Raw genomic sequence first — 15700 nt, 5'->3', positions numbered from 1 at the left:
GTTGGCTTTGGTAATGAAGGGGGCCGTCAGGCTGTGTCACGTTTTGATAATCTGATCGAGACGGTGGAGGCCTATCAGGCCCTCGCTGCTGAAAATTACGACCGAATCCGCACACTGGCGGAAGAAATCCGCAGCGGGTTTTGCGAATTCCTTGGCTCAACCGATGGCGTTTGTGTCCACCTCGTCCCGCCGGCCGGGGCCTACAAACCAAAGGCACATGGGGATGCAGCCTTTTCGATCCCGCCGCGAGGCTTCCGGCTCCTGGGGCCAATATCGTTCGGCCTTGCTGTGCGCGTCACGCGCGATACGGACTGGCTGAGGCTGGTGATGCAGTGCCGCAAGATCGGCGACAAATTCAAAATTCAGATTGAGGACGGTTCGGTATACGAATTCAGCCTGCCGCTGAAAGATGCTGACCCTGAACCATTCTATGAACACCTTTACCAGCACATCCTGCTCTGGTTCTCCGACCATATCGAACGCTACAAAGAAGGCGATTATGGTACCCGCGAGATCGGATTTGACTTTGCTGATGACATAAACGCGGCTCAAGCCTAGTTTTCTGATCGCCCGACGGGCAGAATGCACCACGAAACGGGGCTTTTATGGACCAATTCAACTTTGCACTGGCATCCGCCGGATCCAGCGAGCTGATCTTCGCCTGCGCCCTGATCGGGGCGCTGGGAATTGGTGCGCAATGGGTCGCTTGGCGTATACAGGCACCCGCCATTGTGCTGATGGCGTTGGCAGGTTTGGCGGTCGGTCCACTGTGGACTGTGGTTTTCGGCGAGCCTCTGCTCAATCCTGAGAAGGTGTTCAACAGTGGCAGCAGCGAATTGTTGCGTCCCATCGTGTCGCTGGCCGTTGCCGTGATCCTGTTCGAGGGCGGGCTCGTCCTGAAATTCGAGAACCTGCGTGATGCCGGTGCAGCTGTTCGGCGCATGGTATTCCTTGGTGGCCCGCTGGCTTGGGCGCTGGGCACTTTCGCAGCCCATTATGCCGCCGGTCTCGATTGGGGCAGTTCTGTTGTGTTTGCGGGCGTACTGGTGGTTACCGGGCCCACCGTGATCATGCCATTGTTGCGTCAGTCCAAACTCGGCGGGCGAACCGGTCAGTTCCTGAAATGGGAAGGCATCGTCAACGATCCGGTTGGCGCCCTGTTTGCCGTGGCTGCTTTCGAAATCATTCGCGTGGCCGCCACGGGGGAGTCGATCCTGGGTAAGGGCGCCATGATCATCGTGGCCGCTGCACTGGGTGTCGGGCTGGGCTTCGCCTTCGGTTGGGCCATCGTGCGCGCCTTCCGTCAGGGGTGGACTCCGGAATACCTCAAGGCGCCGATCATCTTCGCGTCCATCATTCTCTGTTATGCGCTGGCAGAAATGATCGAAAAGGAAATCGGCCTCGTTGCCGTCACGGCCTATGGCATGACGCTGGCCAATTCGCGCCTTGCCGGGCTCGCAGAGCTCCGAAAATTCAAGGAGGATATCGCCGTCTTGCTCGTTTCAGGCGTGTTTGTCATCCTGACGGCCAACCTCACGCCAGATGTCATTCGCCGCGCACTGACCTGGAATACGCTCGCCTTCCTGTTGGCAATGCTGTTCATCGTGCGGCCGCTTTCGGTGTGGATCGCCACATTCGGGACGTTGAAACGCAATGAAGCGATCCTGCTTGGCTGGATTGCGCCCCGCGGGATCGTGGCGGTTGCCGTTTCCAGCCTTTTTGCAACCCTGCTGGAGGATCTCGGGCGGCGCGGAGATTCCCGGTTCTATTTCTCTGGTGCAGAACAGATCACCCCGCTCGCCTTTGCCATGGTGTTCGTGACCGTGGTCCTCCACGGCTTTACGATCGGGCCAATGGCCCGGCGATTGGGACTCGCCCGCAAGGAGCGACCCGGCGTCTTGCTGGTAGGTGTGAACCCCTGGAGTATCGATCTGGCCAAAGTGCTGAAGGATGTCGGCATTGAACCGATCCTTGCAGACAATAACTGGAGGCGCTTGCGACCTGCACGCGAGGCCGGGCTCAACACCTTCTTCGGCGAAGTCCTGTCAGAGGAAGCGGAGGTTCGGCTGGATCATGCCGCCTTTGACCAGGTTGTTGGCTTGTCTGCCAATGAGCCGTACAACGCGCTCGTTTCCGGACATTTTGCCCCTGAACTCGGCCGCCACAGGGTCTATCAATTGTCGGCACAGGATACCGAAGAAGAAGATCCCCGGGCCATCGGCATGGGCACACGCGGGCGAACACTGATTCGTCGGGGCAGGGGCTATGACAGCCTGATCCGCGACCATTATCGCGGTTGGACCTTTGGCAAGACGAAGTTGACGGATGAATACGACCTTGAAGATTATCGCAAGGATCGACCGAAAGTGGACCTGATCGCTGAAATTCGCGCAGATGGCACGCTGATCTTCCTCGGGCCGAATCGGGAGGCCAAGGGCGGCGACGGGGTCACGTTGATCAGCTTTGGTCCGGCCCGCGATGTCGAAGTCGCAACTGAACCTGAAGAGGTTGCTGCCAGCTAGGCCGCACTATTCGCCGGCTGCCTGCAAGCCAGCGCCATGCTCACGCAGCCATGAGCGTTGCCGCTTCCAGTCGCTGCAGCAGGTTGCAACATGCGCCCAGAACCGCGGGGAGTGGTTCATTTCCAGTAAATGTGCGCATTCATGGGCCGCCACGTAGTCAAGCACTTCAGAGGGCGCCATGATCAGGCGCCATGAGAACGACAATTTACCATCGGCCGTGCACGAGCCCCAACGCGAGCGGGTATCCTTCACCGAAATGCTATTGTACGAGACGCCCAACGTGGCGGCATGACGGTTTACTGAGCGGGTGATATCTGCACGCGCCTGTTTCTTCAGGTAGCGGGTGACTCGCAAATGTAGTGTTTCCGGGTCACCTGGCGCGCAAAGTGTGTTCGGCTGACCGGTTATCATGCGGGCTACGCGGCCCGAGCCTTCTGCAGTCAGGCGGCAGGGAGCACCCCGATACGAAATCAGATTGTTTTCATCAAAGCGAACAACTTCTGGAAGGTGTTGGAGGCGCGTTGAAATCCAGTCGATTCGCTCGGCTGCGAATGCGGCGGCGTCCTTGATCTGCCGCCGCGATGGCGCAATCGCGACCGCTTCCCGGCGGCGTTCATCCAATCTCAAAATCAACCGGCGTGCCTTCGAATTCACTTCAAGGCGAACACGAATTTCGTCCCCGTCGGGGCCATTGAATGTCACGGTCTGGCCATTGTTGTATGCCATGTTAATAATCTCACTCTAGGTGACGGGCGCAAATGAAACGCTGGCATCAATCATTAAAGGGACCAAACATGAAATATCTGCTCACAGGCGTTGCCGCCATCGCCATGCTTACGGCTTGCGGAGACAAAGACAAGCCGGTTGATGGCGCTGGCTCTGAATACGCCACAGATGCCGCAAAGGACGTCAAGGCCCGCAAAGGTGATCCAGCAACCGCGCCACAGGCGCTTGCGGCTTTTGCTATGGATGAAGCCGACGACAGCCGCATTTCCTTCGGCAGCAGCACGCTGAACGGGGACAAGGCCGTATTCACTGACGTGACGCTTCTGGCAGGCGACGATGACGGGTCCGACGACGATGAAGACGGCACGCACCTGGATGGTGCTGATGTAAAAGCGAAAAAGCTGGAATTCGACGGTCTTGCCATGATTGACGGCAAAGCGAGCTTCTCGCGCATGGTCATGTCCGACATTTCGCTGGTTCCGACTGATCCCGAAGAAGCAGAAGATGGCAGCGCGTCCATTGGCTCCATCGAACTGGTCAATCCTTCACCTGCGCTGGCAGCATGGGTCGCGAGCGTGTTTGCGGACGCAGAACCTGCTGACATGCCTACAGGGGAGGCGCTCTCTTTCGATCTGTGGACCATGAACGACATGAACATGCAGATCGATGAAGACGATGGCGAAAGTGGTACTTTCCTCGTGGACACGATTTCGGTCTCTGGGATGAAGAATCAGAAGGCTGCTCAGATGATGCTGAAGGGCCTGAAATTCGACATGTTCGATCCTGAAGACGACATGACCGTCAAGGCCAATCTCAGCAATGTGGATATTCGCGGGTTTGACTGGTCGGTGTTTGCACCAGCTGAGGGCGACTCTCTGGAAGACAGCTTTGAGTCTGGCTTCATGGCCGGCATGAACCCGAAAGATCCGGCCAATCCCGGTTACAAGTCTATCAATCTGAAAGATCTGAACTTCGATGTTTCAGGCGTCAATTTCGACATGCCTTCGCTTGTATCCAATGTAAGCCATGACAAGCAGGGCCGTGCCGTAAAAGTGATCACTGAGCCTGTCAAAATGGTTCTGAACGCTGGTGATGGTGAACTTGGCCAGCAGTTGGGCACCCAGCTTGCGACGCTCGGGTACGAAAAGCTTGAGCTGACCATGGCCAGTGAACAGGCTTACGATCCTGATGCAGACGTGGTGACGCTGGAAAAAGGCAAGAATTACTGGGAGCTGAAAGATGGCTTCCGCTTGAATTTCGGCGCGAAGTATGAAGGTGCCAGCGCGATGGCAGCAGCTCAGGCTGAGCAGGATATGGACTCTGCAGATCCATCGGCAATGCTGGGAGAAGTCATGGAGAAGCTTACGCTCCACTCCATCGACCTGTCTTTGGATGATGATGGCATTGTGGACCGTGCGTTCAATGCCTACGCCGCGCAGAGCGGTGAAGACCCGCAGCAGCTGCGCAATCAAACGGCTGGTCTGCTGGCCATGGCACCCATGATGGCGTCAGGTTCGGGGATCGACATGGAACTGGCAACTGAGGCCTCCACGGCCCTGTCCAGCTTCATCACGGATCCGAAGACGCTGACCATTTCGTTGAACCCTGCGACACCGATCAAGATGTCGACATTTGCAGAGATGGAAGACCCGTCTACGCTGACCAAGTCGTCGCTCGGCTTCTCGGCTAGCAACGAATAGAGTCTACTGGAATCCGCTCTAAGCGCGCGCGTGCCGACTGGGCGCGCGCGCTTTTCTTTGTTCTCAGGCCGGGGCATAGACTTTTCGCCATGAAAATTGCCTTTTTTGGAGATGTGGTCGGAAAGCCTGGCCGACAGGCTGTCCTGGACCATTTGCCGGGCCTTAAGGCGCGCATGCGTCTGGATTTTGCTTTAGTAAACGCTGAGAATTCGGCGGGGGGCTTCGGCCTGACAAGCGTCATTGCGGAGGAATTCTTTGCCGCAGGTGCTGATTGCCTGACTCTCGGTGATCATGCCTGGGATCAACGCGAGGCTTTGACCTATATCGAACGCGAACCCCGTTTGTTGCGCCCCATAAATTACCCATCGGCTGCCGGCGCACCTGGCAAGGGAGCCAATCTGTTCAGCTTGCCGGATGGGCGTCGTGTCGGGGTCGTCCAGGTGCAGGGGAATGTGTTCATGCGCCAGACGCTGCCGTGTCCCTTTGCGGCCGTGGATGCGGCATTGGATTCCATGCCGCTTGGCGCTGTGGCGGATGCCATCATTGTGGACATGCATTGTGAAGCGACCAGTGAGAAAATGGCTATGGGCCACCACTGCGATGGGCGGGCAAGTCTCGTGGTTGGAAGTCACACCCATGTCCCCACAGCCGACACGATGATCCTTGAGGGCGGCACGGCTTATCAGACGGATGCCGGAATGTGCGGTGACTATGACAGCGTCATCGGCATGCAGAAGCAGATTTCCCTGTATCGATTCCAGACACAATTGCCTGGAGAGCGTTACCAGCCCGCTTTGGGGGAGGGGACCTTGTGCGGAACCTATATAGAAACCGATGACGCCACAGGACTTGCCACAAGAATTGAAGCTATCCGCATTGGCGGCCGTTTGAGCGATTCTGTTCCGGCCTGAGCGCTGCGCGGACGCACAGAGAGATTTCATTGATGAAAATTGTGGACACGGTCAGGCAGGATTTGCGCTTAAGAACCGCTGACCATCATGCGCGCGTGGACGAATTGATCAGCCGCCATGACCTCACTCGGCCGGAAGGGCTTGCCGCCTTTCTCGCAATCAATCATCTCGCCTATACGACGATTGAGCGTCATTTGCGACCGCATGGCGGGTTCGCATTGCCACACTTGCCCCTTGAAGAAATAGAGGCTGATCTTGCCTCACTCGGCGCTGGAATACCGACCTGGCAGGCAGAGCCCAGTATGGAGGCGGCGCATCCAGTTGGAATAATTTATGTTATCGCGGGTAGCCGCCTCGGTGGTACGGTTCTGCACAAACGATGGCAGCAGGCCGATGATTCGAATGTCCGGCTTGCAGGTCGCTTTTTGAGCCAGATGACAGACCGTTCTTGCTGGACAGATTTTCTTGTCCAGGTTTCAAACGCGCAAATTAGCCAATCGGAATTTATTGATATAGTAGAATCTGCGAAGGGCTGTTTCTCGATTTTTGAGGCGGCTTGCCAGGACGTGACCAGAAAGTTTGCCTATGATCCGCCACAGCCCCGAAACTGACGGGCCCGCGAGCGATGTTGACCTGACGAATTGCGACCGTGAACCCATTCACGTCATCGGGCGTGTACAGTCCTTTGGTGGCCTGATCTCCATGTCGTCAGACTGGATCGTGAACCATGCTTCGGTAAACGTCAAAGAGTTCATCGGAGCCGCAGCGGAAGAGCTGATAGGCAAGCCCCTGAGAGACTGTTTCTCGGAACAGGCCTTGCTGTTGATTCGATCCCGCATGCCGATGCTGGCGTCGCCGGATGCTGTTGAGCGCGTATTCGGTGTGGCATTGACCGGGGATGAGCGCTTGTTCGACCTCTCCATGCACCTGTCGGGGCGCTCAATCGTGATGGAGTTCGAGCCTCGGGACGATGCACGCGATACCAACTATGTGAACTATGTTCGTCCCATGGTGGAGCGTATATCTCGCGCCGATTCTTCACAACAATTGTGCGATGAGGCGGCGCGCCAGTTGCGCAACCTGATTGGGTTTGATCGGATCATGGTTTACCGCTTTGCAGAGGATGATTCCGGCGTTGTCGTATCTGAATCCGTCAAGCCGGGAATGGATAGTTTCAAGGGATTACATTATCCGGCGTCTGACATTCCAAAGCAAGCGCGAGCACTCTACAAACGTAACCTTCTGCGTATCATCGCGGATGTATCGGATTCGGGCGCGGAGATCATTCCTGCCATCAATCCTGAGGGTGTGCCGCTCGACTTGTCTATGAGTGGTTTGCGGTCCGTCTCGCCCATTCATCTGGAATATCTGGCAAATATGGGCGTTCAGGCATCGCTCTCCATTTCCATCCTGAAGCGGGGCAAGCTCTGGGGGCTTTTCGCCTGCCATCATGAGAGCCCGCGAGTGCTTGGCTATGAAGTTCGCACGGCCGCGGAACTGTTTGGGCAGCTTTTCTCATTTGTATTGGACCAGAAAGAATCTGACGAGGGCAGGGATGAGCAGGAGCGCGCCCAGTCCCTGCATGACCAACTCATGGCTCAGCTTGCCGAAGATGCGTCGATATCTGACAATTTTGATACCATCATCAGCGGTATCGCCTCGGTCATTCCTTACGACGGAGCCGTTGGGTGGGTTAACGGAGAATTCGAATCGATCGGACATACGCCGAGCAAGGAGGAATTTCTTGGCTTGGTGAGTTTCCTGAATACGACGGCCGCCAGCCGGATTTATCACACGGACAGTGTTGTTAAAGCCTATCCCGCTGCTGCTGGGTTTGTGGATCGCGCTGCCGGTATGCTCGTCTTGCCCGTGTCGCGGGCGCCGAGAGACTATATTGTGCTGTTCCGCAGGGAGCTTGCAAAATCTGTCACATGGGCCGGGAATCCGGATAAACCCGTCGTTTCTGGTCCGAATGGCGACCGTCTCACCCCGCGCAAGAGTTTTGAGGCATGGCAGCAGATTGTGCGGAATACATCTGCCCCCTGGCAGCCCGCCGAAGTGCGCGCCGCTGAAGCGCTGCGGCTGACATTGCTCGAAGTCATTTTGCGTATGTCGGACGCAACATTGCGCGAACGGGCTAAAGCGCAGGAGCATCAGGAACTTCTGATTGCCGAGCTTAATCACCGAGTGCGGAATATCTTGAGCTTGATTGGTGGGCTTGTTGAACAGAGCGGATCCGAGGCGCGCTCCATCTCTGAGTTTACGCATGTTGTGGGTGGTCGGATCCATGCACTCAGTCGTGCCCATGACTTGATCACGAGGCAGCAATGGGAGCCTGCTTCAGCACGAGAACTGATACGCATCGAGGTAGAGGCCTATCTTGGGGCAAACGCCGAGAAGGTGAAGATTCAGGGGCCGGACGTCCACTTGCGACCAAAAGCCTTCACGGCTGTGTCACTGGTCGTGCATGAATTGCTAACCAACTCGGCCAAATACGGGGCGCTTAGCAAAACAAATGGCGTCGTGCAGATTGGCTTCGCGCGGCTCTCGGACGGGGCCTTGTCAATATCGTGGTTGGAGACCGGTGGCCCGCCCATCCAGTCGCCTCCTGTACGCCGGGGCTTCGGTTCGACCATCATTGAGCGATCGATTCCGTATGAGCTGGGTGGTCGAGCCGAGATTAGGTTTGAGGTCACCGGTGTCTCAGCGGATTTCGAAATTCCCCCTGCACATGTCGATGGATTTTCCGATGCCTTGCACCCGGAGACCGGAAACAAGATGGATGAACGCAAGCAGGCCAGCCTGTCTGGGCATGCGCTGGTACTGGAAGACAATTTGATCATAGCGATGGATGCGGAGGACATGCTTCGGTCGCTAGGTGCGACGGAAGTGTTCGTGGCGTCAAACGTGAAGGAAGCCCTCGATTTCATCGAGAGCGAGACCCTTCAATTCGCCTTGTTGGATGTCAACCTCGGATCAGAGACCAGTGAACCGGTCGCCGAACAATTGCACGCACAAGGCATTTCCTTTGCATTTGCGACGGGATATGGAGATTCCATCGATTTGGCAAAGCGTTACTCATCCGCGCCAGTGGTCAAGAAACCATACGATATCGACTCGATCAAAGCAGCTTTGCCAAATTGAATTCGCTTTCAGTGCCTTCCGTGCGCTGATGGCACGGAAGGTCAGGAGGAAATCTATTTTTCCGGCTGAGGAGTGTAGCGCAAGTACGGCTTCACCGCCTTGTAGCCTTTCGGAAAGAGCCTGGCGATTTCGTTCGGGTCAGTCAGAGAAGGCACGATGATCACATCATCGCCGTCGTTCCAGTTCACTGGCGTCGCCACTTTGTGGCCGTCCGTAAGTTGAAGGCTGTCAATCAGGCGGAGGATCTCATCAAAGTTCCGACCTGCGCTTGGGGGATAGATGATGGAAGCGCGAATTTTCTTGTTGGGGTCGACGACATAAACTGCCCGAACCGTGACTTTGGCGTCCGCATTTGGGTGGATCATGTTGTACAGCGTTGCCACGCTGCGATCAGGATCGGCAATGATCGGAAATTGAACACTGGTATTCTGGGTTTCCTCGATATCAGCGATCCACTTCTTGTGGTCTTCGAGGCTGTCGACTGAAATAACGAGGGCTTTTGCGCCACGCTTTGCGAATTCATCCTTCAGTTTCGCTGTATAGCCAAGTTCGGTGGTGCAAACCGGTGTGAAATCTGCCGGGTGGGAGAAGAACACGACCCAGTCATCGCCAGCCCATTCGTGGAAGCGAATGCGGCCTTCTGTTGTCTCGGCTTCAAAATCTGGGGCGACGTCGCCAATCAGAAGGCTCATATTACCATACTCCTGTCTCTTGATTTCTGACCAGAAAATGGTGCCTAAGAAGAAGCAATCCAATGCGCGGCACCTGAAGCTGTCGATAAGTTTTTCTAATGCCCGATCCGGGAAGAAGGAATTGGAATGAAGCGCCTGATCCTGATGCGACACGCCAAGACGGAGCCTTGGGGCGAAGGGGTAGACGATTTCAGCCGCGCTCTGACGGCAAGAGGCAAGGAGGACGCGCAGCGCATGGCCGAGGAACTGGTCGCGATGGGATGGTGCCCGGAGCGGATTTTGGTATCCAGCGCCCGCCGCGCCCGCGAAACCTGTTCTGAAGTTGCCAGGGTTGTGGAGGGCGAGAAAGTACGCCCGATGGAGTCTCTCTATTTGTCGGGTGTGCGCGGCTTGACCGAAGCTGTGCGGCATAATGATGGTGCCGGTACGCTCATGATCATCGGTCACAATCCGGGCCTGCATGACTTCTCGATGGAAATTCTTCGCGAAGCCGGTAGCCAGGACCATCAGGAATCGATCCGGTTAATAGAAAAATTCCCAACCAGTTGCTGTGCCTTGTTCGAGAGTGATGAGGATGAAGCGTTTGTGCCTGCCCATTTCCGACTTGCGCAGGTCCTGCGGGCAAAGGACTTCCGGGAAGCCGACGCGAATTCCTGACAAGAAAATGCCCTGCTGGTGAGAGCAGGGCAAGGATCCGGACCGGGCGGGCGTGTGTTTGGAGAGGCAGGAGGCCCGCCAGAGCCGAAGAAGATTAGTTGGATGCGTAGTGAACCTTGGTGAAGGTCGCGTCATCCACGAAGGCGACGACCTTTTTCATCATCGAGCGTTCGCACTTTTCGACCACATAGTCCTTCGCGAAGCGAAATGTGTCATGTTCGGCGGCGCAGCGCTCATGAACATCCTGACGAATGCGCTTGTATTCTTGGATTGCGCCTTCCTGCGTCTCAAGTTGCGTGCGGTTCAGATCGATTTTCATCTGGAAATTGTCGGACGCAGCGAAAGCAGGCGCCGTGGCGATGGAAGCGGCAATGGCGATGGCTGTGATTGAGCGGATCATGGTGAGATTATCCTTCTGGGCTTGTGAGTGTGGGGGCGGGGGGAGGCCGGCGCCACGATCGGCAGGGGAACCGATTGTCGCGGCGCCGGCAGGCGGGCTTAGTGCGCTTCGCGGCGGGCGAAGCGGCGGCGGCGGCGAACCAGAAGATTCTGACGATCCTCCGCTTTGACATCATTGGCCGGCCGGGTCCGGTGAGTTGCCTCTCCGGTCATGATGGAGAGGGCCATCACGTCATTCTTGGCGGGAGCGGCGATGTCGGTATGACGAGCGCGGGGGATCATGATTTTCAATTCCTTCTAGCTGTTTTCTGAATGTCCTTGGCGAGACCATCCCGCCGCCGACACAAACAATCTAGGTTGGAAATTATCGAAAATCAATAAGTTTTTATCGAAAAAAGATAAATACGAGCAATTTCAAGGCTCTGTTATTTGTTGAATATCGATATGGGCCGGCCAATTGCAAGTCAAGCCGAAGAAAAAATCTGAAGCAGAATTAATGCAAAGGATTGTATTGTGCGGCCCCCCAATCAGGCTTGGCTCTGCAAATCAAAGCTGAGCTGGATTGGGCTATGGCCTGAGCGCTTTGCTGTCATGTTGCGGCCGATAGTTGACCTTCTGATGCCCAGCGGCTTTCGGGCAATAGAATGAAAGGGCAGTGGGCGAGACGCCCCGTCAGGGGAAAGCCTGCGTTTTGCTTCTCGGGCGGCTGCGACATGGTCCACCAGCGGCATAGGGTAGGATTGTCCGAGAATGATGCCGTGCGCGGACAGGGCCGACTTGGGAGCTTCCCAGGGTGCATGGAGATACTGGTCGGGTAGTTCGGCGATCTCGGGAATCCATTTGCGGATGAACGCGCCGTCTGGGTCACGAGACAGGGATTGCCTGACGGGGTTGGGGATATATGCCGGAGCTGCTTTGGAGAGGCCGATGACTTGGCTGGCACTTACGTAGTACATCGCCGGAGCAAAATCGGTGCAGAGTTGCGCCAGGACTTGAGCCGGGCGAACCGGTCCCAGCCAGAGATGACATGTTGCAAAGGAAAGAAGCAGGCTCCTGAGGCTCGATTCCAAATGCCCGGTGGCCTGAAGACACCGCATACTCGCATCCAATAGCGGAAACCCCGTTTTTCCATTTGTCCAGGCAGACAAACGAGGATCAGCCAAACTGGCTTCTTCTCGGTTATGAATGTCGACCGGGAGCAGGGACGTGTCGGTCAGACTGACCCGGGCAGATGCCTGAACACGTCGAGATCGCTTGGCGAGCTTTTCGGTGAAGCGGTGAAGTGCCGTGGCAAAGGTCTCGTCCCCATCGGTGACCAGTGCCGCCTGGGCTTTCATGGCGGCTTGCCAGACTTCGCGTTCTGACACTGAGCCCATCGTCAAATGAGCGGACAGTCGCGATGCGGTCGCCTCACATGCCGTTATGGACAAGTTTGCCTTCCCAGCATTGCGACCACCGCCCGACAGGAACCACCGCAATTGAAGGATCGCATTGGTCCGCCCGCCCGTTTGTCGGTTTGGGCACCCGTCTGATTCCAGACCGAAATCAGAAGCGATCGGCCAGCCTTCCGATGGAATTGACAGCGGAGGAAGAGCTGCGGGCGCCGCGATACGAGGCTTTCTCATATGTCTGCGCCACGCCGTATCCCAATCAGAATGCGGCGAAATTGAATGTTGTATCCCGGTATGCTCTCTCAGGGGAATCCCAACCTTGAGCGCCCAGGTGCGAACCTGCCGGTCCTGTTCCGCCTCTGCAGGCGTATTGCCGAGAGAGTGGAAATGAAGGGAAGCGATGCCATGCTGGGCATGCAGGCGTGAGAGAACTTCCGTCACCACGCCGGATCTGAGGCAAAGCTGACTACCGCGTTGGCGCAGGGCGCGATCAAGATCAGCAAGAGATTCCACTGCAAACTCAAATTGGCGTTCCGACGTGTCGGCCCGTTGCCAATAATTCGGCTCGAATATGAAAAGCGGCACAATCTGTCCGCCCGCTGCGCAGGCAGAAGCTAGTGCGGCATGATCGTGAACCCGAAGGTCCCGTCGAAACCAGATGATGTTGAGCTCAGTCATAGAACAAATATAGAACAAACTTTGCGAGAGTCTATATATTTCTATCAATTGGGGCATTCGTTACGATCTCGAAACGAATTCAACTTGTGGTTTCTTGAGCTTCGTCCTCTTTACTCATCAATGCATTTCATGGGTGGTGATGGGGCGTCCGCGCGGGAGAGATTTCCGCAGCATTTGTTTGATGACCTTGCTGAGCCTCCGCCGGACGTGCGTCTGGCGGAAAGGGCAGCGGAGGCGTTCCCTTCCCGATTCCAAGGCATGTCTGCAAAGACAGGACTTGACGAGGCACAGTCTCGTTTCGTCGGTCGGAGCGCGGCCACACTTGGTATTTTGGGATTGTTTGCGCCCGGGTTGATCCTGACTGGGCTTGGGACGCTCAGCCTGGTCATCTTCGTTCTCATCATTGCGTATAGACTCGCATTGGCGATCTTTGGGGACAGTCGCGCCTACCTTCTGACCGATCCAGCCTCCCTCTCCTTGTTGCTGCCGGTATATACGATCCTGATAGCGCTCAAGGACGAGGCCGCCTGCATGCCCCAGCTATCAGACAGCCTGATGTCGCTCGAATATCCGCGGCATTTGCTTGATGTGAAACTGTTGTTGGAAGCCGGAGACGACGCAACGAAGGATGCGATCCATGCTCAAATATGGCCGGAAGGAACCGAAGTTCTGGTCCTGCCCCCCGGCGATCCAAAGACCAAGCCCCGCGCGTTGAATTATGGCCTCGGACGGGCCCGTGGGGCATTTGTGACCGTCTATGATGCCGAGGACCGGCCCAATCCGGGGCAGCTCATGGAGGCGGCACGCCGGTTTGCGTGGGATCCGGACCTGGCTTGTGTACAGGCTCCCCTGTCTGGGAATGTGCGCTTCGGTAGTTGGCTGTCCCGACACTGGGCACTGGAGTATGCAATTCAGTTTCATCGGCTCATGCCAGCGCTGGCTCGGCTCGGCATGCCCATACCGCTCGGCGGAACAAGCAATCATTTCCGCCGCAGGGCGCTACTTGCGTCGGGCGGGTGGGACGCTTGGAATGTGACTGAAGATGCGGACCTGGGTCTGCGGTTCGCACGCCTTGGCAAGAAGATTGATGTCATCGCCCCATCAACTGTTGAGCTACCGCCACAGCATCTGAATGTCTGGCTTGGTCAGCGGTCGCGATGGTTGAAGGGCTTCGTGCAGACTTGGTTGGTGCTGATGCGCGAACCCGTCACTGCAGCACGTGAAATGGGGGCGCTGCGCTTTGTCTCAATGCAGCTGACGCTTGGCGCCTCCATTCTGTCTGCGCTCTTTCACCTTCCTTGGCTGGTCTGGTGCGTGGTCTGTATCGTGTCTCCGGATGCCAACCTAAGCCGCATCAGCTGGGCGATGCTCACCGTTTCTTATGCGGTTGGTGCTGTGACCGCCCTCACAGTGCCGTCGGCTTCCTTCGCAATACGCATGCGAGACCTTATCACATTGCCATTTTATTGGCCGCTGCAGTTCTTCGCGATGGCGAGAGCCCTCTACAGCTTGGCGCGCAGACCACATTATTGGGTCAAAACGCCTCGAGAGGGCGTGCCTGGCGCGGGAGGCGCGCACCAATTCTAACGCTAGGTCAGTGCTTGGCGGTGCTATCTGATGGGCATATGGTTGGGCAAAGTTCTGTTGCCCCTTCAGGAGTCCGATATGGCGTATGATGAATCTGTCGATTTAGAGCAATTCCGTGCAGAAACGCGGGAATGGCTTGAGGAGAATTGTCCGCCGTCTATGCGCACGCCCATGAAGGATGACGAGATCGTCTGGGGCGGTAAGCGCGAAAAGTTCAAGAATCCCGAAGCAAAGCTCTGGTTGGAGCGTATGGGCGAGAAGGGGTGGACCTCTCCTGAATGGCCAGCGAAATATGGGGGTGGCGGACTTAGCCGCGCGCAGAATCGTGTGCTTCAGGAAGAGCTACGCCGCATCAAGGCGCGCCCGGCGCTGTTCTCCTTTGGCCTTTGGATGTTTGGCCCGGCCTTGCTTGAGTTTGGCAACGAGGAGCAGAAACTTCGTTTCATCCCGGACATCGTGAAAGGCAAGACGCGCTGGTGTCAGGGATATTCAGAGCCCGGCGCGGGGTCTGACCTTGCCGACCTTCAGACGCGTTGCGAAGACAAGGGCGATCACTACCTGATCAACGGACAGAAGGTATGGACATCTTACGCCGACAAGGCCGATTGGATCTTCTGTCTCGTTCGCACTGACACGAGCGTGAAGCATGAAGGCATCAGCTTCATTCTGTTCGACATGGAGAGCCCGGGCGTTGAGGCGCGTCCGATCCAGTTGATTTCGGGTGAAAGCCCATTCTGCGAAACCTTCTTTTCCGACGTCAAGGTGCCGAAGGATCAATTGGTCGGCGACGTGAATGGGGGCTGGCAGATCGCCAAGCGGCTGCTTCAGTTCGAGCGCTCTTCAATCTCTGCTGGCGGATTTGGCGGCACGGGAGGCTCCGGCATTCTTGGGCCTGAAGAATATGCGAAGATGCATATCGGTACCGACAATGAGGGACGTCTCATCGATGGCGATCTACGCGGACGGATCACGGACCACAAGATGTATGCGAAGGCGTTCAATCTAACCGTCCAGCGCCAGGCCGAACAAGCCAAGGCTGGCCAGCAGGTGGGCCACACAGCTTCCATCCTGAAATATGGTGCTGCCAAGATGAATCAGGATCGTCACGAACTACTCGTCGAGGCGCTTGGAACTGAGGGGCTTGGCTGGGAAGGGGAGGGCTTTGACCCGTCTGCCAAAAAGGTTACGCGCCAATGGCTTCGCTCGAAAGGCAACTCAATCGAGGGCGGCACGAGCGAGATCAATCTCAACGTGATCTCGAAACGCGTACTGGGTCTCAAGGACCACAAATAA

At 56.6% G+C, this 15700-nt stretch carries 14 protein-coding genes; 9 read left to right on the top strand and 5 right to left on the bottom strand.

All coding sequences use genetic code 11. From position 1 onward, the window contains the following. Nucleotides 1–33 precede the first annotated feature (33 nt). Nucleotides 34–558, top strand: a complete 525-nt coding sequence (locus B3527_RS12210; protein WP_206991457.1) for a hypothetical protein — start codon at nucleotides 34–36, stop codon at nucleotides 556–558. 47 nt (nucleotides 559–605) lie between these two features. Beyond that, on the top strand, nucleotides 606–2522 hold the full coding sequence (locus B3527_RS12205; protein ID WP_290480046.1) for a cation:proton antiporter: 1917 nt from the start codon (nucleotides 606–608) through the stop codon (nucleotides 2520–2522). A 6-nt stretch (nucleotides 2523–2528) separates the two neighbouring features. Here the strand turns inward: B3527_RS12205 and B3527_RS12200 are convergent, their stop codons facing one another. After that, nucleotides 2529–3248, bottom strand: coding sequence for a M48 family metallopeptidase (locus B3527_RS12200; RefSeq protein ID WP_290480045.1), 720 nt, complete (start codon nucleotides 3246–3248; stop codon nucleotides 2529–2531). A gap of 68 nt (nucleotides 3249–3316) precedes the next feature. On the opposite strand from B3527_RS12200, the gene B3527_RS12195 reads away from it, so the two are divergent. The 4 genes from B3527_RS12195 to B3527_RS12180 all read left to right on the top strand — a co-directional run bounded on the left by B3527_RS12195 (nucleotide 3317) and on the right by B3527_RS12180 (nucleotide 9003). Further along, entirely contained in the window at nucleotides 3317–4948 is a 1632-nt protein-coding gene (locus tag B3527_RS12195) for a hypothetical protein (RefSeq protein ID WP_290480044.1), read from the top strand. 89 nt (nucleotides 4949–5037) lie between these two features. Further along, the gene (locus B3527_RS12190) at nucleotides 5038–5859 is read left to right on the top strand and encodes a TIGR00282 family metallophosphoesterase (RefSeq protein ID WP_290480043.1); all 822 of its coding nucleotides are present in this window, start codon (nucleotides 5038–5040) and stop codon (nucleotides 5857–5859) included. Between the two features lie 32 nt (nucleotides 5860–5891). Continuing rightward, nucleotides 5892–6470, top strand: a complete 579-nt coding sequence (locus B3527_RS12185; protein WP_290480042.1) for a biliverdin-producing heme oxygenase — start codon at nucleotides 5892–5894, stop codon at nucleotides 6468–6470. Beyond that, nucleotides 6445–9003: an HWE histidine kinase domain-containing protein gene (locus tag B3527_RS12180; protein WP_290480041.1), complete on the top strand. Its 2559-nt coding sequence runs from the start codon at nucleotides 6445–6447 to the stop codon at nucleotides 9001–9003. Before B3527_RS12185 ends, B3527_RS12180 begins: the two co-directional genes overlap by 26 nt. Before the next feature lie 53 nt (nucleotides 9004–9056). Here B3527_RS12180 and B3527_RS12175 read toward each other — a convergent pair whose 3' ends face one another. Next, on the bottom strand, nucleotides 9057–9695 hold the full coding sequence (locus B3527_RS12175) for a peroxiredoxin (RefSeq protein ID WP_206991450.1): 639 nt from the start codon (nucleotides 9693–9695) through the stop codon (nucleotides 9057–9059). Nucleotides 9696–9821: 126 nt separating this feature from the next. Here B3527_RS12175 and B3527_RS12170 point away from each other — a divergent pair, with 126 nt between their 5' ends. Beyond that, on the top strand, nucleotides 9822–10352 hold the full coding sequence (locus tag B3527_RS12170; RefSeq protein WP_206991449.1) for a SixA phosphatase family protein: 531 nt from the start codon (nucleotides 9822–9824) through the stop codon (nucleotides 10350–10352). 94 nt (nucleotides 10353–10446) lie between these two features. Here the strand turns inward: B3527_RS12170 and B3527_RS12165 are convergent, their stop codons facing one another. From B3527_RS12165 to B3527_RS12155, 3 genes are all read right to left on the bottom strand, one after another. Further along, the gene (locus B3527_RS12165; RefSeq protein ID WP_290480040.1) at nucleotides 10447–10752 is read right to left on the bottom strand and encodes a UrcA family protein; all 306 of its coding nucleotides are present in this window, start codon (nucleotides 10750–10752) and stop codon (nucleotides 10447–10449) included. 98 nt (nucleotides 10753–10850) lie between these two features. Continuing rightward, nucleotides 10851–11033 carry a hypothetical protein gene (locus tag B3527_RS12160; RefSeq protein ID WP_290480039.1) on the bottom strand — a complete coding sequence of 61 codons (183 nt, stop codon included), beginning with the start codon at nucleotides 11031–11033 and terminating at the stop codon, nucleotides 10851–10853. A gap of 245 nt (nucleotides 11034–11278) precedes the next feature. Further along, nucleotides 11279–12820 (bottom strand): FAD-binding domain-containing protein, encoded by a 1542-nt coding sequence (locus B3527_RS12155; RefSeq protein WP_290480038.1) that lies wholly within the window; start codon nucleotides 12818–12820, stop codon nucleotides 11279–11281. 258 nt (nucleotides 12821–13078) lie between these two features. On the opposite strand from B3527_RS12155, the gene B3527_RS12150 reads away from it, so the two are divergent. Together B3527_RS12150 and B3527_RS12145 are read left to right on the top strand one after the other, a co-directional pair. Further along, a complete protein-coding gene (locus B3527_RS12150; protein WP_290480037.1) occupies nucleotides 13079–14407 on the top strand; it encodes a glycosyltransferase family 2 protein in 1329 nt (442 codons plus the stop codon). A 78-nt stretch (nucleotides 14408–14485) separates the two neighbouring features. Beyond that, the gene (locus tag B3527_RS12145) at nucleotides 14486–15700 is read left to right on the top strand and encodes an acyl-CoA dehydrogenase family protein (RefSeq protein WP_206991444.1); all 1215 of its coding nucleotides are present in this window, start codon (nucleotides 14486–14488) and stop codon (nucleotides 15698–15700) included.

The sequence above is a fragment of the Hyphomonas sp. UBA4505 genome (assembly GCF_002388685.1).
Taxonomy (GTDB): Bacteria; Pseudomonadota; Alphaproteobacteria; order Caulobacterales; family Hyphomonadaceae; genus Hyphomonas.
This window is presented reverse-complemented; position numbering and strand designations above follow the sequence as displayed.